At 69.9% G+C, this 20,193-nt stretch carries 21 protein-coding genes and 1 tRNA gene; 11 read left to right on the top strand and 11 right to left on the bottom strand.

From position 1 onward, the window contains the following. The 6 genes from ACWCRJ_RS33345 to ACWCRJ_RS33320 all read left to right on the top strand — a co-directional run. Positions 1-450, top strand: a 450-nt coding sequence (locus ACWCRJ_RS33345; RefSeq protein ID WP_450942790.1) for a carbohydrate ABC transporter permease, incomplete at its 5' end; no start/stop codon positions are given. Further along, positions 447-1,352 carry a carbohydrate ABC transporter permease gene (locus ACWCRJ_RS33340; RefSeq protein ID WP_450942789.1) on the top strand — a complete coding sequence of 302 codons (906 nt, stop codon included), beginning with the start codon at positions 447-449 and terminating at the stop codon, positions 1,350-1,352. The genes ACWCRJ_RS33345 and ACWCRJ_RS33340, both read left to right, overlap by 4 nt. A gap of 40 nt (positions 1,353-1,392) precedes the next feature. Continuing rightward, a complete protein-coding gene (locus ACWCRJ_RS33335; RefSeq protein ID WP_450942788.1) occupies positions 1,393-2,715 on the top strand; it encodes a glycoside hydrolase family 36 protein in 1,323 nt (440 codons plus the stop codon). Next, a complete protein-coding gene (locus tag ACWCRJ_RS33330) occupies positions 2,712-4,730 on the top strand; it encodes a beta-galactosidase (protein WP_450942787.1) in 2,019 nt (672 codons plus the stop codon). Before ACWCRJ_RS33335 ends, ACWCRJ_RS33330 begins: the two co-directional genes overlap by 4 nt. Positions 4,731-4,872: 142 nt before the next feature. After that, on the top strand, positions 4,873-5,157 hold the full coding sequence (locus ACWCRJ_RS33325) for a hypothetical protein (protein ID WP_450942786.1): 285 nt from the start codon (positions 4,873-4,875) through the stop codon (positions 5,155-5,157). Then, positions 5,139-5,552, top strand: coding sequence for a DNA-binding protein (locus tag ACWCRJ_RS33320; RefSeq protein WP_450942785.1), 414 nt, complete (start codon positions 5,139-5,141; stop codon positions 5,550-5,552). The genes ACWCRJ_RS33325 and ACWCRJ_RS33320 overlap by 19 nt, the downstream gene beginning before the upstream one ends. A 284-nt stretch (positions 5,553-5,836) precedes the next feature. Here ACWCRJ_RS33320 and ACWCRJ_RS33315 read toward each other — a convergent pair whose 3' ends face one another. From ACWCRJ_RS33315 to ACWCRJ_RS33300, 4 genes are all read right to left on the bottom strand, one after another. Further along, positions 5,837-7,279, bottom strand: a complete 1,443-nt coding sequence (locus ACWCRJ_RS33315; protein ID WP_450942784.1) for a GH1 family beta-glucosidase — start codon at positions 7,277-7,279, stop codon at positions 5,837-5,839. A gap of 129 nt (positions 7,280-7,408) precedes the next feature. Continuing rightward, entirely contained in the window at positions 7,409-8,314 is a 906-nt protein-coding gene (locus ACWCRJ_RS33310; protein ID WP_450942783.1) for a carbohydrate ABC transporter permease, read from the bottom strand. Continuing rightward, positions 8,311-9,339 carry a carbohydrate ABC transporter permease gene (locus tag ACWCRJ_RS33305; protein WP_450942782.1) on the bottom strand — a complete coding sequence of 343 codons (1,029 nt, stop codon included), beginning with the start codon at positions 9,337-9,339 and terminating at the stop codon, positions 8,311-8,313. Before ACWCRJ_RS33305 ends, ACWCRJ_RS33310 begins: the two co-directional genes overlap by 4 nt. After that, positions 9,336-10,658: an ABC transporter substrate-binding protein gene (locus tag ACWCRJ_RS33300; RefSeq protein WP_450942781.1), complete on the bottom strand. Its 1,323-nt coding sequence runs from the start codon at positions 10,656-10,658 to the stop codon at positions 9,336-9,338. The genes ACWCRJ_RS33305 and ACWCRJ_RS33300 overlap by 4 nt, the downstream gene beginning before the upstream one ends. A 616-nt stretch (positions 10,659-11,274) precedes the next feature. On the opposite strand from ACWCRJ_RS33300, the gene ACWCRJ_RS33295 reads away from it, so the two are divergent. Together ACWCRJ_RS33295 and ACWCRJ_RS33290 are read left to right on the top strand one after the other, a co-directional pair. Further along, complete coding sequence (locus ACWCRJ_RS33295) at positions 11,275-12,330, top strand: LacI family DNA-binding transcriptional regulator (RefSeq protein ID WP_450942795.1); 1,056 nt, start codon at positions 11,275-11,277, stop codon at positions 12,328-12,330. Continuing rightward, entirely contained in the window at positions 12,327-12,497 is a 171-nt protein-coding gene (locus tag ACWCRJ_RS33290; protein WP_450942780.1) for a type II toxin-antitoxin system VapB family antitoxin, read from the top strand. The genes ACWCRJ_RS33295 and ACWCRJ_RS33290 overlap by 4 nt, the downstream gene beginning before the upstream one ends. Positions 12,498-12,569: 72 nt before the next feature. Here ACWCRJ_RS33290 and ACWCRJ_RS33285 read toward each other — a convergent pair whose 3' ends face one another. Then, a complete protein-coding gene (locus ACWCRJ_RS33285; protein ID WP_450942779.1) occupies positions 12,570-12,839 on the bottom strand; it encodes a GntR family transcriptional regulator in 270 nt (89 codons plus the stop codon). 165 nt (positions 12,840-13,004) lie between these two features. Between ACWCRJ_RS33285 and ACWCRJ_RS33280 the strand changes: the two genes are divergently transcribed. Together ACWCRJ_RS33280 and ACWCRJ_RS33275 are read left to right on the top strand one after the other, a co-directional pair. Continuing rightward, a complete protein-coding gene (locus tag ACWCRJ_RS33280) occupies positions 13,005-13,340 on the top strand; it encodes a hypothetical protein (RefSeq protein ID WP_450942778.1) in 336 nt (111 codons plus the stop codon). After that, the gene (locus ACWCRJ_RS33275) at positions 13,340-13,591 is read left to right on the top strand and encodes a hypothetical protein (protein ID WP_450942777.1); all 252 of its coding nucleotides are present in this window, start codon (positions 13,340-13,342) and stop codon (positions 13,589-13,591) included. Before ACWCRJ_RS33280 ends, ACWCRJ_RS33275 begins: the two co-directional genes overlap by 1 nt. A 79-nt stretch (positions 13,592-13,670) precedes the next feature. Here the strand turns inward: ACWCRJ_RS33275 and ACWCRJ_RS33270 are convergent. The 4 genes from ACWCRJ_RS33270 to ACWCRJ_RS33255 all read right to left on the bottom strand — a co-directional run bounded on the left by ACWCRJ_RS33270 (position 13,671) and on the right by ACWCRJ_RS33255 (position 16,668). Beyond that, positions 13,671-13,743: transfer RNA gene (locus ACWCRJ_RS33270), tRNA-His, on the bottom strand. A gap of 128 nt (positions 13,744-13,871) precedes the next feature. Continuing rightward, positions 13,872-14,474, bottom strand: a complete 603-nt coding sequence (gene orn / locus ACWCRJ_RS33265; protein ID WP_450942776.1) for an oligoribonuclease — start codon at positions 14,472-14,474, stop codon at positions 13,872-13,874. A gap of 91 nt (positions 14,475-14,565) precedes the next feature. Continuing rightward, on the bottom strand, positions 14,566-15,789 hold the full coding sequence (locus tag ACWCRJ_RS33260) for a helix-turn-helix domain-containing protein (protein ID WP_450942775.1): 1,224 nt from the start codon (positions 15,787-15,789) through the stop codon (positions 14,566-14,568). Between the two features lie 378 nt (positions 15,790-16,167). Continuing rightward, entirely contained in the window at positions 16,168-16,668 is a 501-nt protein-coding gene (locus ACWCRJ_RS33255; protein WP_450942774.1) for a hypothetical protein, read from the bottom strand. A gap of 366 nt (positions 16,669-17,034) precedes the next feature. On the opposite strand from ACWCRJ_RS33255, the gene ACWCRJ_RS33250 reads away from it, so the two are divergent. Continuing rightward, the gene (locus tag ACWCRJ_RS33250; protein ID WP_046918788.1) at positions 17,035-17,565 is read left to right on the top strand and encodes a universal stress protein; all 531 of its coding nucleotides are present in this window, start codon (positions 17,035-17,037) and stop codon (positions 17,563-17,565) included. Positions 17,566-17,878: 313 nt separating this feature from the next. Here ACWCRJ_RS33250 and glmS read toward each other — a convergent pair whose 3' ends face one another. Beyond that, a complete protein-coding gene (glmS, locus tag ACWCRJ_RS33245; protein WP_450942773.1) occupies positions 17,879-19,696 on the bottom strand; it encodes a glutamine--fructose-6-phosphate transaminase (isomerizing) in 1,818 nt (605 codons plus the stop codon). 55 nt (positions 19,697-19,751) lie between these two features. Further along, complete coding sequence (locus tag ACWCRJ_RS33240) at positions 19,752-20,009, bottom strand: hypothetical protein (protein WP_005486507.1); 258 nt, start codon at positions 20,007-20,009, stop codon at positions 19,752-19,754. Between the last annotated feature and the right edge of the window lie 184 nt (positions 20,010-20,193).

The raw sequence follows: 20,193 nt of genomic DNA, 5'->3' as shown, positions 1-20,193 counted from the left end.
GGCCACTACATCGACTGGATCGGCGACCCGGACCTCAACCTCTGGGCCATCCTCATCGCCGCGTCCTGGCGCCACACCGGCTACATGATGATCCTGTACCTGGCCGGCCTGAAGGGTGTCGACCCGTCCCTGCGGGAGGCCTCCGCGCTGGACGGCGCGAACGAGTGGCAGACGTTCAAGAACGTCATCTTCCCCACCCTGCGCCCCACCAACACCGTCGTCCTGGTCGTCACCATCATCGAGGCCCTGCGCGCCTTCGACCTCGTCTTCGTCTTCAACAAGGGCGCCGAGGGCACCGAACTGCTCTCCATCCTCGTCACCAACAACATCATCGGAGAGTCCAGCCGTATCGGATACGGATCGGCGATCGCCGTCGTCCTGCTGGTGATCTCCCTCGCCGTGATCATCCCGTATCTGATCGCGACCTTCCGGAAGGAGCGGCGCGCATGAGCACCACCGTCGACACCACCGCCGCGGCCACCGCTCCCAAGGAGCGCACCCCCGTCCGCCCCGCCCGGATCGTCCTGCACGTCTTCCTCGTCAGCATGTCACTGGCGTGGCTGGGACCCCTGCTGTGGGCCCTGTACGCGGCCCTGCGCCCCTACGGCGAGACCAGCGAGAAGGGCTACGTCTCGTGGCCCGACAAGCTGAACTTCGCCAACTTCACGAACGCGTTCACCCAGTCGGACATGACGCACTACTTCGTGAACACCCTCGTCATCGCCGTCCCCGCGGTACTGCTGACGCTGTTCCTGTCCTCGATGGTCGCCTTCTACGTCAGCCGCTTCGACTTCCGCGTCAACCTCTTCCTGCTCCTGGTCTTCACCGCCGGCAACCTGCTCCCGCAGCAGGTCATCATCACCCCGCTGTACCGCATGTACCTGCTCATCGACCTGCCCGGCATCACCATGTCCGGCAAGCTGTACGACTCCGCGCTCGGCCTCGTCCTCATCCACGTCGCCTTCCAGTCCGGGTTCTGCGCCTTCGTCCTCAGCAACTACATGCGCTCCCTGCCCCACGAACTGACCGAGGCCGCCCTCGTCGACGGCGCGTCCGTGTGGCGCCTGTACTGGCAGATCGTGCTGCCCCTGTGCAAGCCCGCGATGGCCGCCCTGGCCACCCTGCTCTCCATCTGGATCTACAACGACTTCTTCTGGGCGCTCGTACTGATCTCCACCGGCGAGAACATGCCGATCACCTCGGCCCTGAACAACCTCTCCGGCCAGTACTTCACCGACCCCAACCTCGTCGCCGCCGGCGCCCTGCTCACCGCCATCCCCACCCTGATCGTGTACTTCGCGCTCCAACGACAGTTCGTCAGCGGACTGACCCTCGGCGCCAACAAGGGCTGACCGCCCCCGCGGCGGCCCACTGTGTGAAAGAGAAGTTCTCGTGCACCACCCCTTCACCCACGTGGTCTCCGTGCCCGTGGACACCGGTACGGCACGGGTCCACGAGGAGGGCTGGCAGTCCTGGAGCCCCAGCGGCTCCTACGCCCTCGACGCGACCCCGTACCGTCCGGCCGGCGACAACTGGGCCACGGTCTGTTACCGCCCGGGTGTCACCGTCCCGGCCGGCACCTTCCAGGGCGAGGGCCTGCTGGCCCTCGATCCGGGCGACGGCACCCCGGTCCGCCTCTGGGCCGCCCCCGACCCCGTCCACCAGGTCCCCTCGATCCGCCTGGCGGTGAGGGACGGGGTCGCCGAGATCGCGTCCGACGGCCCGGTGAAGGAGTGGACCGGCACGGACATCCAGGCGGTGCTGGGCGAGTGGGCGGCGAGCCTCGGCCTCGCGGCCCCCCGCCCGGCCCCCACCGTCTGGTGCTCCTGGTACGAGTACTTCACCTCCGTCACCGAGGACGACATCCACGAGAACCTCCGTGCGATGGACACCCTCGACCTCCCCATCGACGTCGTACAGATCGACGACGGCTACCAGAAGGCCCTCGGCGACTGGCTCACCCTCTCCGGCCGCTTCCGCTCCCGCGCGGGCATCGCGGACACCATCCGGGCCCGGGGCCGCCGCGCAGGCATCTGGACGGCGCCCTTCCTCGTCGACCCGTCGAGCACCCTGGCCGCCGAGCACCCCGAGTGGCTGGTGCGCGACGAGGACGGCGGTCCCACGCACGCCGGCCACAACTGGGGCCACGACCTGTACGTCCTCGACACCACCCACCCCGGGGCGGCGGCGTACCTCACCGAGGTGTTCACCACCCTCCGCTCCGAGGGCTACGACTACTTCAAGGTCGACTTCCTCTACGCGGGCGCGCTGGACGGCGTACGCCACGCCTGCGTGGATGCCCTCACGGCGTACCGCCGGGGCATCGAGCTGATCCGCGACGCGATCGGCCCCGACGCCTACCTCCTCGGCTGCGGCGCGCCGATCCTGCCGTCCCTCGGCCTGTTCGACGCCATGCGGGTCAGCCCCGACACGGCCCCGCACCGCCGCCCCGAGGCGGACGACCACAGCCAGCCCGGCCAGGACTCCGCCGAGTTCACGGGCGCCGCCCGCCAGTGGCAGCACGGGCGTCTCTGGGTGAACGATCCCGACTGCCTGATGGCCCGCCCCGCCGTCGAGACGCGCGAGCGCTGGGCGGCGCACGTCGAGGCGACGGGCGGCCTGATGGCCTCCAGCGACCGCCTGCTCTCCCTGGACACCTGGGGCGTGGAAACGACCCGCCGACTGCTGACGAAGGGCCCGGAGGCCTCCGAATGAAGCGCGAACTGAACGTCCCCGGCATCGCCTACGGCGGGGACTACAACCCCGAGCAGTGGCCCGAGGAGGTGTGGGCCGAGGACGTACGCCTCATGCGCGAGGCGGGCGTGAACATGGTCAGCGTCAACATCTTCTCCTGGGCGCTGCTGGAGCCGCGCGAGGGCGAGTACGACTTCTCCCGCCTGGACAAGATCCTCGCCCTCCTCCACGAGAACGGCATCGCCGCCGACCTGGCGACCCCGACGGCGGCCCCGCCGGCCTGGTTCTTCGTCAAGCACCCGGACGCCCTGCCGGTCGACAAGGACGGCCGCGCCCTCTCGTACGGCAGCCGCCAGACCTTCTGCCCGTCCAGCCCCGCCTACCGCGAGGCCGCCCTGCGGATCGCCCGCGTGCTGGGCGAGCGGTACGCCGACCACCCGGCCGTCGTCATGTGGCACGTCCACAACGAGTACGGCTGCCACAACGGCGAGTGCCACTGCGACACGAGCGCGGCGGCCTTCCGTGTCTGGCTGCGCGAGAAGTACGACGACGACCTGGCGGCGCTCAACCACGCCTGGGGCACGACGTTCTGGAGCCAGTGGTACTACGACTGGGACGAGATCATCCCGCCCCGCCCGACGGGCGCGGTCCCGAACCCGACCCACCAGCTGGACTGGCGCCGCTTCTGCAGCGACGCGCTGCTCTCGCTGTGCAAGGCGGAGCGCGAGGTGCTGCTGGAGGCGGCTCCCACCACCCCCGCCACCACCAACTTCATGGTGATGTTCAACTTCGACAAGCTCGACTACTGGCGCTGGGCACCGGAGTTGGACATCGTCTCCAACGACCACTACCTCCAGTCCACGGACCCCGAGTCCGAGATCGACATCGCGATCAGCGGCGACCTCGTGCGCTCGCTGGCCGGCGGCAGTCCGTGGCTGCTGATGGAGCACTCCACCGGCGCGGTCAACTGGCAGCCGGTCAACCGGGCCAAGACGGCGGGCGAGCTGCGCCGCAACGCCCTGTCCCACGTGGCCCGGGGAGCCGACGGCATCGCCTACTTCCAGTGGCGGGCGGCCAAGGCCGGCGCCGAGCAGTGGCACTCGGCGATGCTCCCGCACGCGGGCACCGACAGCCAGATCTGGCGGGACGTGGTGCGACTGGGCGCGGATCTGGGCTCGTTGGCGGAGGTGCGGGGCAGCACGGGCGTCGCCGAGGTGGCGATCGTCTGGGACTGGAGCGCCTGGTGGGCGGTGGAACTCCCCTCCCAGCCGAGCGGCGAACTCCGCTTCCAGGACCTGGTCCGCGCCTGGTACGAGCCGCTGTGGCGGGCCGGCGTGGCCGTGGACTTCGTCCGCCCCGACGCGGACCTGTCCGCGTACAAGCTGGTGCTGGCGCCGAGCCTGTACCTGGTGGACGACGCGGGCGCGGCGAACCTCACCGGCTTCGCCGAGACCGGCGGCACGCTCGCCGTCGGCTTCCACAGCGGCGCGGTGGACGAGAACTGCCACGTCCGGCTGGGCGGTTACCCGGGCGCGTTCCGCGAGGCGCTGGGCGTGCGCACGGACGAGCTGTTCCCGCTGCTGCCGGGCGAGTCGGTGGGCCTGAGCGACGGCGGTACGGCCGGACTGTGGTCGGAGCGGGTCGCCCTGGCGGGCGCGGAGGCGGTGACCTCGTACACCTCCGGCCCCCTGACCGGCGTCCCGGCGGTCACCCGCCACACCCACGGTGCGGGCACGGCCTGGTACGTCGCCACCCGCCCGGACCCGACGACCCTCGCCGCCCTCCTGGACCGCGTCCGCGAGGAGGCGGGCGTGACCTCGGTGCGCCCGACCCCCGAGGGAGTCGAGGCGGCACTGCGCCGGGGCCCGGAGGCGGACTACCTCTTCCTGATCAACCACGGTGAGTCGGACGCCGAGGTCACGGTCTCGGCGGACGCGTCCGAACTGCTGACGGGCAAGGGGATCACCATGGGCGACGGCTCGACGACCGTGCTGGTGGCGGCCGGGGACGTGGCGGTCGTCCGCGAACCACGCTGACCGGCACCGATCACAACGGCACAGGGCCGCGGCTCCTCAGGGAGGCGCGGCCCTGCCTGTTGATCAGCCTGCCGGGGCGAGCCCTCGGGCGAGTCGTCAGCAGGACACGGAGAGATTCCTACTCGTTTGATAATCTGGCTTCATGAGTGACACCTCGTACAGCATCGGCGAAGGCCCTGCCACCAGGGTCAGCCTCTCTCTTCCGGAGGGCACGGCGGAGGCGATCCGGCAGCGAGTCGGCAAGCGTGAGTTCTCCGCGTTCATCACCGAAGCAGTGGAGCGTGAGCTGCGCGGCCAGATCCTGGACGAGTATCTGGCCGACTACGAACAACGCAAGGGGCCGATCTCCACCGAGGCGCAGGAGGGGGCGCGTCGCGTCTTCGACGAGGTGTTCGCCGAGGAGGGGCAGTGGCCCGCCGCAAGCTGAGTCACGAGGGCACCCTCGTCCTGGACTGCGAGGGCCTGTCCAAGCTGGTCGGTGATGACGAACCTGTCGTCGCGCTGGTCGCCGAGGCGCGTAAGAGGGGCATGGAGGTGGCCATCAGTGCTCTGACGATCATTGAGGCGGTTCACCGGCGGACGGACCGGGCGCGGCTCGCGTGGGTGCTGTCCGGCATGCGGATCGTGCCCATCGGGGACGAGGAGGCCAAGGCCGCCTCGACCATGCTGATCGGGGCCGGTCTGCACGGCCACAAGTACGCGATCGACGCCGCCGTGGCCGAGATGGCCCTACGGCAGCACCGTCCGGTGGTCATGCTCACCTCGGACATCGACGACATGGCGAAGCTGTGCGGGGAGCGGGTGCGGCCGGTCGCCGTGTAGGGCGGTGCGTGGAACCGGCGGTGTGCTGTTCGACTGGGCCGACGCCGCGCGGATGAGTGTGCCGCGGGAGGACCTCGACAACGACTTCGAGACCATTGCCTCGGTCACAGGCCAGCAGACCCAGTGGCTGGCATCCCCAGGCACTCTCTGCCCCACGTCCGGGGCGCGGCGCTTCCCCTATGCGCGCCGCGCCCCGGACTCCCGCTCCCCCGCTCCCCCGTTCCCCCGTTCCCCCGTTCCCCCGTTCCCCCAGGGGGCTCCCCGGCCCCCGGCCCTGTGGTCCGCTACGCCGGAGTCGTCACCAGCGGCGGCAGCGCGCCCGTCTTCGCCGCCTGCGCGTACCAGTACGCACTCGACTTCGGCGTACGGGCGAGCGTCGCGTAGTCGACGTACACCGCGCCGAAGCGCTTGCCGTACCCGTACGCCCACTCGAAGTTGTCCATCAGGGACCACAGGTAGTACCCGCGCACGTCCGCCCCCTCGGCGATCGCGCGCCGGACCGCCCGCAGGTGGCCGTGCAGGTAGGCGATGCGCTCGGGGTCGTGGACGCGGCCGTCCGAGTCCAGCTTGTCGTCGTACGCGGCGCCGTTCTCCGTCACGTACATCGGCAGACCCGGCGCCTCCCGCGAGTAGCGCATGATCAGCTCGTGCAGGCCCGTCGGGTCGATGGTCCAGCCCATCTCCGTACGCTCGCCCGGAGTCTGGTGGAACAGGACGTCGTCCGCGCCCGGCCACGGCGAGTGGTTGCTCGCCCCGTGGCCGTCCGCGCGCGGCCCGACGGCGTCGGCGTCCGCCGCGCCCACCAGCGTCGGCGTGTAGTAGTTCAACCCCAGCGCGTCCAGCGGCTGGTTGGCGGCCGCCACGTCACCGTCCTGCACGAACGACCAGTCCGTCAGCGACGCGGTGGCGGCGAACAGGCTCTCCGGGTAGGCGCCGTGCAGCATCGGGCCGTGGAAGACGCCGTTCGCCAGATCGTCGATCTTCCGGGCCGCGGCCACGTCCTCGGGGGCGCTGGTGATCGGCCGTACCACCGAGGAGTTGAGGCTCACCGCGATCGAGTTGCGGGCGGGCATCGCCGAACGCAGCGCCGAGACGCCGAGCCCGTGCGCCAGGTTCAGGTGGTGGGCCGCGCGCAGCGACGCCACCGGGTCCGTACGGCCCGGCGCGTGCACCCCGGAGCCGTAGCCCAGGAACGCCGTGCACCACGGCTCGTTGAGGGTGATCCACTGCTCGACCCGGTCGCCGAGCGCCTCGCCCACGATCCGCGCGTACTCGGCGAAGCGGTGCACGATGTCCCGCTCGGGCCAGCCGCCCGCGTCCTCCAGCTCCTGCGGGAGGTCCCAGTGGTAGAGGGTGACGGCCGGCTTGATGCCCTTGTCGAGCAGCTCGTCGACCAGCCGGCGGTAGAAGTCGAGGCCGCGCTGGATCGCGGGACCCCGGCCCGTCGGCTGCACCCGCGACCAGGAGATGGAGAAGCGGTACGAGTTGAGGCCCAGGTCCGCCATCATCGCCACGTCGTCGCGGTAGCGGTGGTAGTGGTCGACAGCGATGTCACCGGTCTCGCCGCCGGCGGTCTTGCCCGGCGTGTGGCTGAAGGTGTCCCAGATGGAGGGCGTACGGCCGTCCTCCCGCACCGCTCCCTCGATCTGGTAGGCGGAGGTGGCCGCGCCCCAGAGGAAGGCGGGAGGAAAGGTCACCGGGGTGGCCGGGTTCACGGGTTCAGGCATGGAAGCGCTCCCATAGTGGTCGTGGAGACCGACAGTGGTGGGTGGGGGGACGAAAGGAGAGGGGGCCGGGACGGCGGTGGCCCAGCCCCCGAAGGGGTTTCCGCGGTGGAGCGGTCGGCGCGAGCCGGGTCACCCCTTGATCGCGCCCTGCATGATGCCGCCCACGATCTGCTTGCCGAACAGGAGGAAGGCGATCAGCAGCGGCAACGTGCCGAGCAGCGCACCTGCCATGATCACCGACTGGTCGGGGATGTAGCCGGTGCCGAGGGCGTTGAGGGCCACCTGGACCGTCGGGTTCTGCTGGTTCAGCGCGAGGATCGGCCACAGGAAGTCGTTCCAGGCCATCACGAAGGTCAGCAGTCCGAGCACTGCCATCGCCGGCCGCGCGGCCGGGAACACGACGTGCCACACGATCCGCAGACTGCTCGCGCCGTCGACCCGCGCCGCCTCGATCAGCTCGGAGGGCAGCGCCTGGATCAGATACTGCCGCATGAAGAACGTACCGAACGCGCTGACCAGCGTGGGCAGGATGACCGTCTGCAGCTGGTTGGACCAGTTCAGGTCGCTCATCCACAGGTACAGCGGGACCACGGCCAGTTGCGGCGGGATCATCATCGTGCCGATGGTCAGCAGAAGCAGGACGCTGGAGAACCGGAACCGCAGCTTGGCGAAGGCGAACCCGGCGAGCGTGGAGAACAGCACCGTACCGACGGTGATCGTTCCGGCCACGAGCGTCGTGTTGAGCATCGCGGTGCCGAGCCCGGCCTGCTCCCAGGCCGTCTCCAGGTTCTTGAACAGGTTCCCGCCGAACCAGAGCGGCGGCGGCGCCTCGGCGAGCCGCTGGCTGGTGCGCGAGGCCGCGATCGCCGTCCACACCAGGGGCGCCAGCGAGCCCACGGCGAAGACGGTCAGGACGACGTAGGTGAGCGGCCCCGCGTGCATCTGCTTGCCCGCGCCCATCACCCGGCGACGGGAGCCCTTCGTCTCCGGCGCCCGCTCAGGTGCCCGGGGACGGGTCAGTTCGCTCGTGGTCATGGGGTCTTCCTCAGCCGTCGGGTGAGCAGCAGGTTGATCGCGGCCACGATCAGCAGGATCAGGAACATCGACCAGGCGATGGCGGACGCCTTGCCGAGGTTTCCGATCATGAAACCCTGGTCGTACATGTACAGGCCGAGCGTCTGGTACTGGTGCTCGGAGCCGCCCTTGGAACCGTCGGCCCCGCCGAACAGCAGGGGCTCGCCGAAGAGCTGGGTCGCGCCGATCGTGGAGACGACCGCCGTGAACAGGATGGTCGGCCGCAGCTGCGGGATCGTCACATGGACGAACTGCTGCCAGCGGTTCGCTCCGTCGATGGACGCCGACTCGTACAGGTCGGCGGGGATCGCCTGCATCGCCGCGAGGTAGATCAGCGCGTTGTAGCCGGTCCACCGCCAGATCACGATCGTGGAGACCGCGAACTTCGAACCCCAGTTGGACTCGCGCCAGTTGACGGGGTCGATCCCGATGAAGTCGAGCAGCCAGTTGATCATTCCGCCGTCCCAGGAGAACAGCAGCACGAAGACCAGCGTGGCCGCCGCCACCGACGTGGCGTACGGGGTGAGCATGATGACCCGCCACACGGTCGAGCCGCGCAGCCGGTAGTTGAGCAGGTGCGCGATGCCGATCGCCACCAGCAGCTGGGGCACGGTCGCGATCACGCCGATGGTGAAGGTGACCCACAGGGAGTTCCAGAAGAAGTCCGAGGACAGCAGGTTCTGGTAGTTGTCCAGGCCCACCCAGGTCTGGTTGTCCAGGTCGGCCAGCTGCACGTTGTGCAGCGAGTACCAGCCGGTGTAGAGCAGCGGGACGAGCGAGAACGCCCCGAAGATCAGGAAGAAGGGGGAGATGAAGACGTACGGGGAGGCCTTCATGTCCCAGCGGTACAGCCGGCTGCGCCACGAGTCGGTGGCCGCCGGCGGCGTACCGCGAACCTGAGCGCCCCGGACCGCGCCCGGCTCATCGCCGGGCGCGGTCTCGGCGCTCGCCGCGGAATGCGCGAGTGCCTCTTTGGAGCTGGTCACTGGCCGAGCACGTCCTTGATCTCCTTGCTGGCGGCGTCCCAGCCCTCCTCAGGGCTCTTGCCCTTCTGCTCGACCTGCACGATGCCGATGTCGGCGATCGCGGTGCCGATCGGCTGGTCCTTGGTGCCGAAGTGCTGCACCGGGATCGTCTTCGCCGAGTCGGAGAAGATCTGCGTCAGCGGCGCGTCGGAGAAGTACGCGGTGGTGTCGGGGCTCGCCTTGAGGGTCGCGTACGCCGACGGGGTCGACGGGAAGCTGGCCTGCTTGGCGAAGACCTTGGCCTGCTGCTCGGGAGCGGTCAGCCACTTCGCCAGCGCGATGGCCTCCTTCTGGTGCTTGCTCGCCGTCGGCACGCCGATGAACGCGCCGCCCCAGTTGGCCGCGGTCGGCGCCGCCGCCACGTCCCACTTGCCCTTGCCGGCCTCACCGGACTTCTCCTGGATGTAGCCGATCATCCACGCCGGGCAGGCCACCGTGGCGAAGGAGCCCTTGGCGTACCCCTGGTCCCAGGGAGCCTCGAACTGCTTCAGCTTCGCCGACATGTCGCTGGTCGCCACGGACATGGCCGCGTCCCAGGAGTCCTTCACGCCCTTGGACTTGTCCCAGATGGCGTTGCCGTCCTGGTCGTAGTAGCGCTCGGTCGCGCCACCGAGGGCCGCGTTGTAGACGGAGGAGGCCGAGTCCACGTACTTGGTGCCGGACGGCGCCTTCTTCATGTACTCCTTGCCGAGGTCGACGTACTTGCTCCAGTCGCCCTTCCACTGCTCGGCGAGCTTGGTGCGGTCGGTCTCCAGGCCGGCCTTCTCGAACAGGTCCTTGCGGTAGCAGATCGCCATCGGACCGATGTCGGTGCCGAGACCGATGAGCTTGCCGTCCTTGGTCGTGGCCTGCTGGTTCTTCCAGTCCAGCCACTGCGACTTGTCGACCTCCTTGCCGAGGTCGACGAACTTGTCGCCCTGCGTCTGCACGGCCTCGGTCACGTTGCCGATCTCGATCGCCTGGATGTCGTCGGTGCCGGAGCCGGCCTGCAGCCGGGTGAGCGTCTTGGGCCAGTAGACCGAGGTCTTGGTGGTGACGTTCTCCTTGATGACGATGTCCGGGTTCTGCTTCATGTACTCGTCGTACAGGCCGGCCTGCTTGTAGCCGAAGACACCGAAGGTGCCGACCGTCAGCGTGGTCTTGCCCCCGCTGTTGCCGCCGCCCTCGTTCGGCGTGCCGTCGTCCGGATCCTCGGAACAGCCGGCCAGCAGCCCGGCGCCCAGGGCGGCGACGGCTGCCAGGACCACCGTGTTGCGGGCGGTTCGGGTACGTGCTCGCATTGCGTCCTCCTGATGCCCTGACGTGCCGACCCCCCGGCCAACGGCGTTGTTGGGCCCGTTAGTTACATGCTGCGGCTCGGGCGGGGAACGTGCGGGATGTGTAAGTGCCAGGTACTGTGGGAGCGCTCCCACGAGTGATGTGTTGAAGAGTCGTCGGTTCGTGCGGGGGTGTCAAGGGAGCGAGCGCGGAGAGATGTCTTCGGTTATCGGGCTGTTAACTAACCCGGTACCGGCGGCCGGGTATGCCCGAAAACGGCCGGATGGGCCCACGCGGGGCTTCGGAGATCGGTGCGAACGGTCCGGGTGTGGGGTGTTCGGGCCGGTACGGGCGGACGGTCCGGCGGCACCGGAACGCCGCCGGAGCGCCACCGGAACGCCACCGGAACGCCGGCTTCCGGGCCGGGGGCACTGTTGGACTCGTGTAACCGATGGTCGGCCCGTGGCCGGCCGATCGTCTGCCGCTCGTCGGCGGCTCGTCCCGGACGGGGCGCCGACGCGGCAGCAGGGCCGGTGCCGCCGACGGCGCCGCAGCCCGGCTGAGCAGTTCCCGGACGTCGTACAAGGATCAGGACTGTTAGATTCCACGCCAGCGCGGTGTTGACGGGAGGCGACCATGGTGGCAGGCCACGGAGCACGGGGCCGGAGCGGTGGGCGGCCCACGTTGGAAGAGGTGGCCGCACGGGCCGGAGTGGGCCGGGGGACGGTGTCCCGGGTGATCAACGGCTCGCCCCGGGTCAGCGACGCGACCCGGGCGGCGGTCGAGGCGGCCGTCGCGGAGCTGGGCTATGTCCCGAACACGGCGGCCCGCGCGCTCGCGGCGAACCGTACCGACGCGATCGCGATGGTCGTGCCCGAGCCGGAGACCCGCTTCTTCTCGGAGCCGTACTTCTCCGACATCCTCAAGGGTGTCGGCGCGCAGTTGTCCGACACGGAGATGCAGCTCCTGCTGATCTTCGCGGGCAACGACCGCGAGCGCCGGCGCCTCGCCCAGTACCTGGCCGCGCACCGCGTGGACGGTGTCCTCCTGGTCTCGGTCCACGCGGACGACCCGCTCCCCGATCTGCTGTCGCAACTGGAGATCCCCGCGGTCATCAGCGGCCCCCGCTCGGAGCACGAGACGCTGCCCTCCGTCGACTCCGACAACTACGGCGGCGGCCGCTCGGCGGTGGAGCACCTGATCGCCCGGGGGTGCGCGCGGATCGCCACCATCACCGGGCGCCTGGACGTCTACGGCGCCCAGCGGCGCATCGAGGGCTACCGCGACGCCCTGGAGGACGCGGGCCGCGAGGTCGACGAGCGTCTCATCGCCCCCGGCGACTTCACCGAGGAGGGCGGCCGCAGGGCGATGCGCGAACTCCTGGCCCGCTGCCCGGACCTCGACGCGGTCTTCGCCGAGTCCGACGTCATGGCCGCCGGCGCCCGCCAGATCCTCCGCGAGGAGGGGCGCCGCATACCCGACGACGTGGCGCTCGTCGGCTACGACGACTCGGCGATCGCCCGCCACATGGACCCGCCCCTCACCAGCGTCCGCCAGCCCATAGAGGAGATGGGCCGCGCGATGATCGACCTCCTCCTCGACGAGATCGCCGACCGCCGGCCGGCGGTGTCGCGGGGGCTGGAGCGGCGCCAGGTGGTGCTGCCTACGGCGCTGGTGGAGCGGGATTCCTCATGAGCGCGACCCGGATCGACCCGGACGACGAAGCGCCGGACTGTGTCGCGCGTGTCGGGAGGCTGGAGGCGGCGGAGAGACTTGCCGCGCGTGGTGAGCGCGGTGAGTTCGACGCGGCCGCGGCGGCGCACAGCGAAGCCAAGCGGGCGCGCCGGGCAGCCTTCGAGTGATCACACTGACCCAGTACGGACAGCACTGGGCCGCAGACGCCGTTGACCTGCTGGTCTGTGCAGCGGTCGGCGTCAGCTTGCGGAGCCGCTGTCCTCGACCGGTGCCGCGCCGCGTTCGATGACGAACGACCCTTTGCCGCGCACAGTGACGATCAGGCCACGCTGACTCAGAAGCTGGAGTGCGGATCGTGCGGTCGGGCGCGAGACCCCGAACTCGTCGCAGACGGCTGCCTCGGAGGGGACCCTGCGGCGGGGCGGATACGTGCCGTCCGCGATGCGCGCGCTGAGTATGGCGGCGATCTGTTCGTACAGCGGCTCAGGTCCTTCGAGGTCGACAGTCATATGCCGACCCTATTTGACCTGCGACGATGCCTATCAATATGTGGAGCCATATGACATCACCTGACAACACCTTACAAGTGGCGTAATCTCTCGACATGCAAGGACCCCGGCGAGGTTGTGCGACCTCCCGGGGCATGGCCACCAGCTTCGAAGGAGCTGACGACAGTGAGCATTATCCACGCGTTCCTGCGGTGGGCCCTGGGCGTACTCGCCCCCGGCACCGGCAGGCGCCGCATGACCGGCCCCCGCCCCACCCCTCGGCACCGCGGAATTCCCCCGCACCCGCCCCGACCGCTGCCGCAGGCGCTCCCGCGCTCTCCGTACGGCCTCCACGGACCGCTGGACGGCGCTGCCACCGTCATGGTCCGGCCGTACGTCGCCGAGGCCGAGCGGGAGGAGGCTCGACAGTCCCGGCGCAGGCTCGCGTTGGTGCTCGCGGCCGATTTCGGCATCGACCTCGACGACCACGTGATCGGCGCTGCGGCGAAGGCGGTGGCGTGATGAGCGTCTGTGAACCTCCCCGCCGCCCCGACCCGCTGACGGTGCACCTCGGTGACACTGTCCGGGACGCGGGAAGCGGGCGGATCGGCAGGGTGATGGGCTTCGTCGGCCCGTACGTCCAACTGCGGCCGGTCGGCGGCGGCCTGGAATGGGACGCCCTGCTGGAAGGGCTCGGGCCGGTGACCCGGTCCGAGGCGCTGAGCGACAGCGTCGCCCGGAGCAACGCGCGGTCGAGAGGCGAGCGGTCGTAGCGGCGCCCCTGAACGCCGGGCGCGGGGAGCACAGCAACGAGCCCCGATCCGGATTCCCGGATCGGGGCTCGTACTTCAGGGTGAGTGACGGGACTCGAACCCGCGGCATCCTGGACCACAACCAGGTGCTCTACCAGCTGAGCTACACCCACCATGACCGGCGGTTCATCCGAAGGTTTCACCGACCGGCCGAGAAAAAGTGTACAGGGTCCGAAGGGGTGCCCGCGCACACGTTTCGGTGGGGGGCGTTCGGGGGCCCGGAGGGGCCCGGTGGACGGGGTTACAGCGCGGGCAGGACGTGCTTCGCGGCGATCGTGCGGGCCGTGTCCGAGTCGGGGCCGGGGTGCGGGACGAAGATCGCCTCGCGGTAGTAGCGCAGCTCGGCGATGGACTCGCGGATGTCGGCGAGGGCCCGGTGGTTGCCGTTCTTCTCGGGGCTGTTGAAGTACGCCCGCGGATACCAGCGGCGGGCCAGCTCCTTGACCGAGGAGACGTCCACGATGCGGTAGTGGAGGTGGTTCTCCAGCGTGGGCATGTCCCGCAGGAGGAAGCCGCGGTCCGTGCCCACCGTGTTGCCGCACAGGGGGGCCTTGCGCGGTTCCTTCACGTGCTCGCGCACGTACGCCAGGACCTGCGCCTCGGCGTCGGCGAGTGTCGTGCCGCCGGCCAGGGCGTCGAGCAGGCCGGACGCGGTGTGCATCTCGCGCACCACCTCCGGCATCGTCTCCAGCGCCGAGTCCGGCGGGCGGATGACGATGTCGACACCGTCGCCGAGCACGTTCAGCTCGGAGTCGGTGACGAGGGCGGCCACCTCGATGAGCGCGTCGTCGGACAGCGAGAGGCCGGTCATCTCGCAGTCGATCCACACCATGCGATCGTTCATGTGTCTCACCTTACGGCCCGTGACAGCCGTACGGCCCGGTCCTGCACCGGGGTGATCAGGTGCGGGACCGGGCCGTACGGGCCGATCGGTGCTACGGGGCGCTGCGCTGGCCCGGCAGGCGGCCCGTCGCGTACAGCTCCGGCTTGGCGCCCTCCGTGGACAGGGACGCCGACGGCGCCAGGGTGCTCGCCGCGGCCGTGCGCCGGGCCTGGAGCGGCACCGGAGCGTGCTCCGGCGACACCGAGGGCCCCGGCACGCCGTGCGGACCGTCATGGTGGTCGCTGTGCTTCTCGCCCTGGGGGCGACGGGCGCGGTAGGCCGCCCGGTACGCCGCCGGGGACGAACCCAGCTGCCGCCGGAAGTGCCCGCGCAGCGCCACCGGCGAACGGAAGCCGCACCGGCCCGCGACCTCGTCCACCGAGTAGTCCGACGTCTCCAGCAGTCGCTGCGCCTGCAGTACGCGCTGAGTGATCAGCCACTGCAGGGGAGCGCTCCCGGTGAGCGAGCGGAACCGGCGGTCGAACGTACGACGGCTCATGTACGCCCGTGCCGCGAGCGTCTCCACGTCGAACTGCTCGTGGAGGTGTTCGAGCGCCCAGGCGACGACCTCGGCCAGCGGGTCGGCGCCGATCTCCTCCGGTAAAGACCGGTCGAGGTAGCGCTCCTGGCCGCCCGATCGACGGGGCGGGACGACGAGCCGGCGGGCCAGCGCGCCTGCCGCCTCGTTCCCGTGGTCGGTCCGCACGATGTGCAGACAGAGATCGATTCCGGCCGCGGTGCCGGCCGATGTCAGTACGTCGCCGTCGTCCACGAAGAGTTCTCGTGGGTCGACGTGGACGGACGGATAGCGCTTGGCCAGCGTCGGCGCGTACATCCAGTGCGTCGTCGCGGGTCTGCCGTCCAGCAGGCCGGCGGCGGCCAGCACGAACGCGCCGGTGCACAGCCCGACTATGCGGGCTCCCTCTTCGTGCGCTCGGCGCAGTGCGTCGAGCGCTTCCTCCGGCGGCGGTGAGGTGATCGAACGCCATGCGGGCACGACCACCGTGCCCGCCCGCGAGATCGCCTCAAGGCCGTTCGGTGCGGTGAGTTCCAGGCCCCCCGTGGTCCGCAGCGGGCCTTCCTCGCCCGCGCAGACCAGCAGCCGGTAGCGCGGTACGCCGGCGTCCTGGCGGTCGATCCCGAACACCGACAGTGGTATGGAACTCTCGAAGATGGGGCCGCCGCTGAACAGCAGCACCGCGACGATCTCCTTGCGGCGTCGCCCGGACAGCTTCCGGGCCGCGGCTTCCGGCGCGGCGGTGGAGTCGTGGCTCATACTGCTAAGCCCCCCTCAGTGGTCGCGGCTCCTCGGTTGTGTCGCTCCTGCACGTTTCCCCTTGGTCCTGCACGAGTCCCCCGCCGTAAGACAGTCATGATCGAATCTACTGTGTCCCGTGGTGCCGACGTGACCAGATCGCCAACCGGCACATTGTCGACATGGCAACTTGGCGTAAAGCATTCGATCACGAAGCGTTGCACTCGTGGGCCGTGCAGGGAAGTACGCCTCGTCCCCGTGGCCGGTCCACGTAGGGTGCGCGAGGCCCCCGGACCCCTTTCGGCGCAGGTCGAACGGGGGGTGGGGGGGTGTTCGACCAAGGAACACGCAGGTAACCGAAGTTGGCTGAAAAGATACGGGAGTGTGCGCGGAAACCGGTCAGTCGACCGGCGTACTCGGACCCGAATTCCGTCCGCCCCTGTGCGCCCCGGAAGCGGGACGTCCGTGCCGGCCGCGCTGAGGGGCGCGATCTTCGGCCACCGAACGAGCGGCCATCGAACTGGCGGACGTCGTGCGGGCGGACGTCGTGCGGGCGGACGTCGCATGAGCGGGTGTCGTGCGGGGGGCTCGCGGGTGTGCCGCGGTGGCGCGCGCCGCGCGGGCCGCGCCGCGTTCGGACTGGCGCAGGAGGACGCGGCAGACGCCGGTGACCGCGGCCAGGCCCAGGGCCGCGCCCGTCGCGCCGGCGAGGGAGGTGCCGTACCAGACGAGGACGACCGGCACGAGGACGCAGCTGAACGCCGCCCAGCGGACCACGTCCGTGGCGGGGTCGGCGAGGTGGGGCGCGGGCTGGGGGGCGCGTTCGGGGGTGCGCGGCGGCTGCGGGGGGATCTCGTCGCTCTCGGGGGCGGACTGGGGCGCGGTGCGGTGCGCGGACACTGCGGGCTCCCTCCTGGCTCCCGTGCGATCGGCTTACCGGGGTTCAACGCGTGTTCGACCTGTCGGTCACTGGTACCGCTTGATCGGGTTGCCGCGGGGCCCGGGTTCACTCACCCGCGCCGGGCGCCGAAGGCCCGGCGGACCGGGTGAACCGGCTGTACGTGGCAGCAACCATTGCGTTACGGGGCGGTGCTCGTGCATGCTCCCTGGAACCCCGCGCAGCCGGTGCGGGATCTGGGCGGAGGAGGCGTGCGGTCGTACCCTTGGGGGTATGGGGTGGGGAAGATGTTTCCCGGACACCGCTCCGCCGCACACTGACATCCCATCCACGTCGTCCCACACGAGGATCCGAACGCCGAGACACCCATGGCCGGTCAAGAATTCTTCGAATCCGCGGACCGCGAGCGGCGGCCCGTCGCCGATCACACGGCGGCCGAACCCCTTGCGGCGGAAGAGGCACGTCCCTCCTGTGATCCTGCCTTCAAGCACGGCGTCGTCGTCGGCTTCGACGGTTCGACGTCCAGTGAGCGCGCCCTCGCGTACGCCATCGGCATGGCCCGCCGTTCCGGCTCGGGCCTGATCATCGTGCATGTAGCCAACCGGCTGCCCACGACCGTGTGGGCCGGCTGCGAGCCGCCCGTGTTCGTGGACGTCCCGGATCACCGGACCGAGGTCCTCGGCCTGGAACTGGCCTGCGCCGACTATCTCGCCGAGGTGCCCTGGATCCTCGTCGAGCGTGGTGGCGACATCTGCCACGAACTCGAAGAGGTCGGGCGGGAGTACGAGGCCGACGCGATTGTCGTCGGGTCCACGCACGGGATCGTCGGGCGCATCTTCGGATCCGTCGCGGGGCGGCTCGCCAAGCGGGCGCAGCGGCCGGTCATCGTCATTCCGTGACGTCGAGCGGGCGCAGCGGCCGGTCATCGTCATCCGTGACGTTCCGTCCGTCGTTCCGTCCGTCGATTCGTCCGTCGTTCCGCCCGCTTCCCGAAGCGCGTAAGTCTACTGGCGCGTAGAGGTGTTTGTGCCCTTGTGAAGGGCATAACCCGCGTGATGCCTGACAAAGTGGCGTGACGGCCACGGGTAGTTGGCAGCGGCGTCGGGATGTTGGGCGACCCCGGCGCGTCGTGAACGGACCCCCACGTGATGGGGCATCACGTGGGGGTCCGTTGTCGTCTGTTGCCGTCTGTTGTGGTCTGTCGCGGGGGTCCTACTCCACGGTCACCGACTTCGCCAGGTTGCGCGGCTTGTCGATGTCGCGGCCCAGGGCCAACGCCGTGTGGTAGGCGAGGAGTTGCAGGGGGATGCCCATGAGGATCGGGTCCAGCTCGTCCTCGTTCTTCGGGACGACGATCGTCTGGTCGGCCTTCTCCTGCTCCTGGTGGGCGACGGCGAGGATCTTGCCGCTGCGGGCCTTGATCTCCTCCAGGGCGGCGCGGTTTTTCTCCAGCAGGTCGTCGTTCGGGACGATCGCGACCGTGGGCAGGGCGGGCTCGATGAGGGCCAGGGGGCCGTGCTTCAGCTCGGAGGCGGGGTAGGCCTCGGCGTGGATGTACGAGACCTCCTTGAGCTTCAGGGAGGCCTCACGGGCCACCGGGTAGCCCCGGACGCGGCCGATGAAGAGCATCGAGCGGGCCTCGGCGTAACTCTCGGCCAGCTTCTTGATCTCCTCCTCCTGCTCCAGCATCTCGGCGATCTGGGCGGGCAGCTTGCGCAGGCCCGCGATGATCCGCTTGCCGTCGCGGACGGAGAGGTCGCGGGTGCGGCCCAGGTGCAGCGCCAACAGGGCGAACGCGACGGTGGTGTTGGTGAAGCACTTGGTGGAGACGACGCAGACCTCGGGGCCCGCGTGCACGTAGATGCCGCCGTCCGCCTCGCGGGCGATCGCCGAACCGACGACGTTCACCACACCGAGGACCCGCGCGCCCTTGCGCTTCAGCTCCTGGACGGCCGCCAGCACGTCGTACGTCTCGCCGGACTGGGAGACGGCGATGTAGAGGGTGTCGGGGTCGACGACCGCGTTGCGGTAGCGGAACTCCGACGCCGGCTCGGCGTCCGCGGGGATACGCGCCAGCTCCTCGATCATCTGGGCGCCGATCATGCCCGCGTGGTACGAGGTGCCGCAGCCGAGGATCTTCACCCGGCGGATCTGGCGCGCCTCGCGGGCGTCCAGGTTGAGGCCGCCGAGGTGCACGGTGGAGAAGCGGTCGTCGATCCGGCCGCGCAGCACCCGGTCCACGGCGTCGGCCTGCTCGTGGATCTCCTTGTGCATGTACGTGTCGTGGCCGCCCATGTCGTACGAGGCTGCCTCCCACTCCACGGTGGTGGGCTCGGCCGTGGTGCGGGTGCCCTCCGTGGTGTAGGTGCGGAAGTCGTCGGCCTTGAGGGTGGCCATCTCGCCGTCGTCGAGGGTGACGATCTGGCGGGTGTGGGCGACCAGAGCGGCTATGTCCGAGGCGACGAACATCTCCTTCTCGCCGATGCCGAGGACGACCGGGGAGCCGTTGCGGGCGACGACGATGCGGTCGTTGAAGTCGGCGTGCATGACGGCGATGCCGTACGTGCCCTCGACGATGCGCAGCGCCTGACGGACCTTCTCCTCCAGGGTGGTGGCCTGGGAGCGGGCGATGAGGTGGGTCAGGACCTCGGTGTCCGTCTCGGAGAGGAACTCCACGCCGTCGGCTTCGAGCTTCCTGCGCAGGTCGGAGGCGTTGTCGATGATGCCGTTGTGGACGACGGCGACCTTGTTGTCGCCCGACATGTGCGGGTGGGCGTTGACGTCGGACGGGGCGCCGTGGGTGGCCCAGCGGGTGTGCGCGATGCCGGTGGTGCCCTTGAAGCGCGCGGGGACCTTGGCCTCCAGGTCACGGACCCGGCCCTTGGCCTTGACCATCCGCAGACCGGCCGTCTTGGGCGAGGTGACCACTATGCCCGCCGAGTCGTAGCCCCGGTACTCCAGGCGCTGCAGGCCTTCGAGGAGCAGCGGCGCCACATCGCGCTTGCCGATGTAACCGACGATCCCGCACATATAGACGTATCCCCTAGCTGTAGGTGGTCGGCCCCGGCCGGCCGGTCGCGGCCGGTCAGCCGTAGACGATGCGGCGCAGCTGCCGGAGCGTGAGCTCCGGCGGTGCGACCGCCCGGTACTTCAGGTCCGCCTCGATCCGTTCGAAGATCGTCGCGTTGACCAGGCCCTGGGCCTGGAGTTCGCGGTGGCGGCGACGGACGTAGGCCTCGGTCGTCTCGTCGAAGTAGGCGAGCACGTCCTGGATCACCCGCAGCGCCTCGCCCCGGTTGAGGGGTGAGGATCGCGTCAAATGATCAACAAGGTCGTCGTGCACTCGGTAGATCCTGGGGGAACGGCGGGCGTTTCGCAAGAATCCTGCCCGATATCGGGCAGGGTGCGGTTACCGCCCCTTGGGGGAACGTTGAATGTGTTATGAGTGGCTGTTCGTGCGCCGTCCATCCGGCGTCCCGCATCCCGTCGCCTGAGGCGACGACTTTCGGACACCATGGACACACCTC

The sequence above is a fragment of the Streptomyces sp. NPDC002324 genome (assembly GCF_053593335.1).
This window is presented reverse-complemented; position numbering and strand designations above follow the sequence as displayed.

Bases quoted from the DNA above. Each gene is read 5' to 3' on its own strand.
- ACWCRJ_RS33340 (WP_450942789.1), top strand. From the start codon at position 447: ATGAGCACCACCGTCGACACCACCGCCGCGGCCACCGCTCCCAAGGAG.
- glmS (WP_450942773.1), bottom strand. From the start codon at position 19,696: ATGTGCGGGATCGTCGGTTACATCGGCAAGCGCGATGTGGCGCCGCTG.
- ACWCRJ_RS33300 (WP_450942781.1), bottom strand. From the start codon at position 10,658: ATGCGAGCACGTACCCGAACCGCCCGCAACACGGTGGTCCTGGCAGCC.
- ACWCRJ_RS33285 (WP_450942779.1), bottom strand. From the start codon at position 12,839: ATGACTGTCGACCTCGAAGGACCTGAGCCGCTGTACGAACAGATCGCC.
- ACWCRJ_RS33290 (WP_450942780.1), top strand. From the start codon at position 12,327: ATGAGCGCGACCCGGATCGACCCGGACGACGAAGCGCCGGACTGTGTC.
- ACWCRJ_RS33275 (WP_450942777.1), top strand. From the start codon at position 13,340: ATGAGCGTCTGTGAACCTCCCCGCCGCCCCGACCCGCTGACGGTGCAC.
- ACWCRJ_RS33325 (WP_450942786.1), top strand. From the start codon at position 4,873: ATGAGTGACACCTCGTACAGCATCGGCGAAGGCCCTGCCACCAGGGTC.
- ACWCRJ_RS33260 (WP_450942775.1), bottom strand. From the start codon at position 15,789: ATGAGCCACGACTCCACCGCCGCGCCGGAAGCCGCGGCCCGGAAGCTG.
- orn (WP_450942776.1), bottom strand. From the start codon at position 14,474: ATGAACGATCGCATGGTGTGGATCGACTGCGAGATGACCGGCCTCTCG.
- ACWCRJ_RS33315 (WP_450942784.1), bottom strand. From the start codon at position 7,279: ATGCCTGAACCCGTGAACCCGGCCACCCCGGTGACCTTTCCTCCCGCC.
- ACWCRJ_RS33310 (WP_450942783.1), bottom strand. From the start codon at position 8,314: ATGACCACGAGCGAACTGACCCGTCCCCGGGCACCTGAGCGGGCGCCG.
- ACWCRJ_RS33330 (WP_450942787.1), top strand. From the start codon at position 2,712: ATGAAGCGCGAACTGAACGTCCCCGGCATCGCCTACGGCGGGGACTAC.
- ACWCRJ_RS33250 (WP_046918788.1), top strand. From the start codon at position 17,035: ATGGCCGGTCAAGAATTCTTCGAATCCGCGGACCGCGAGCGGCGGCCC.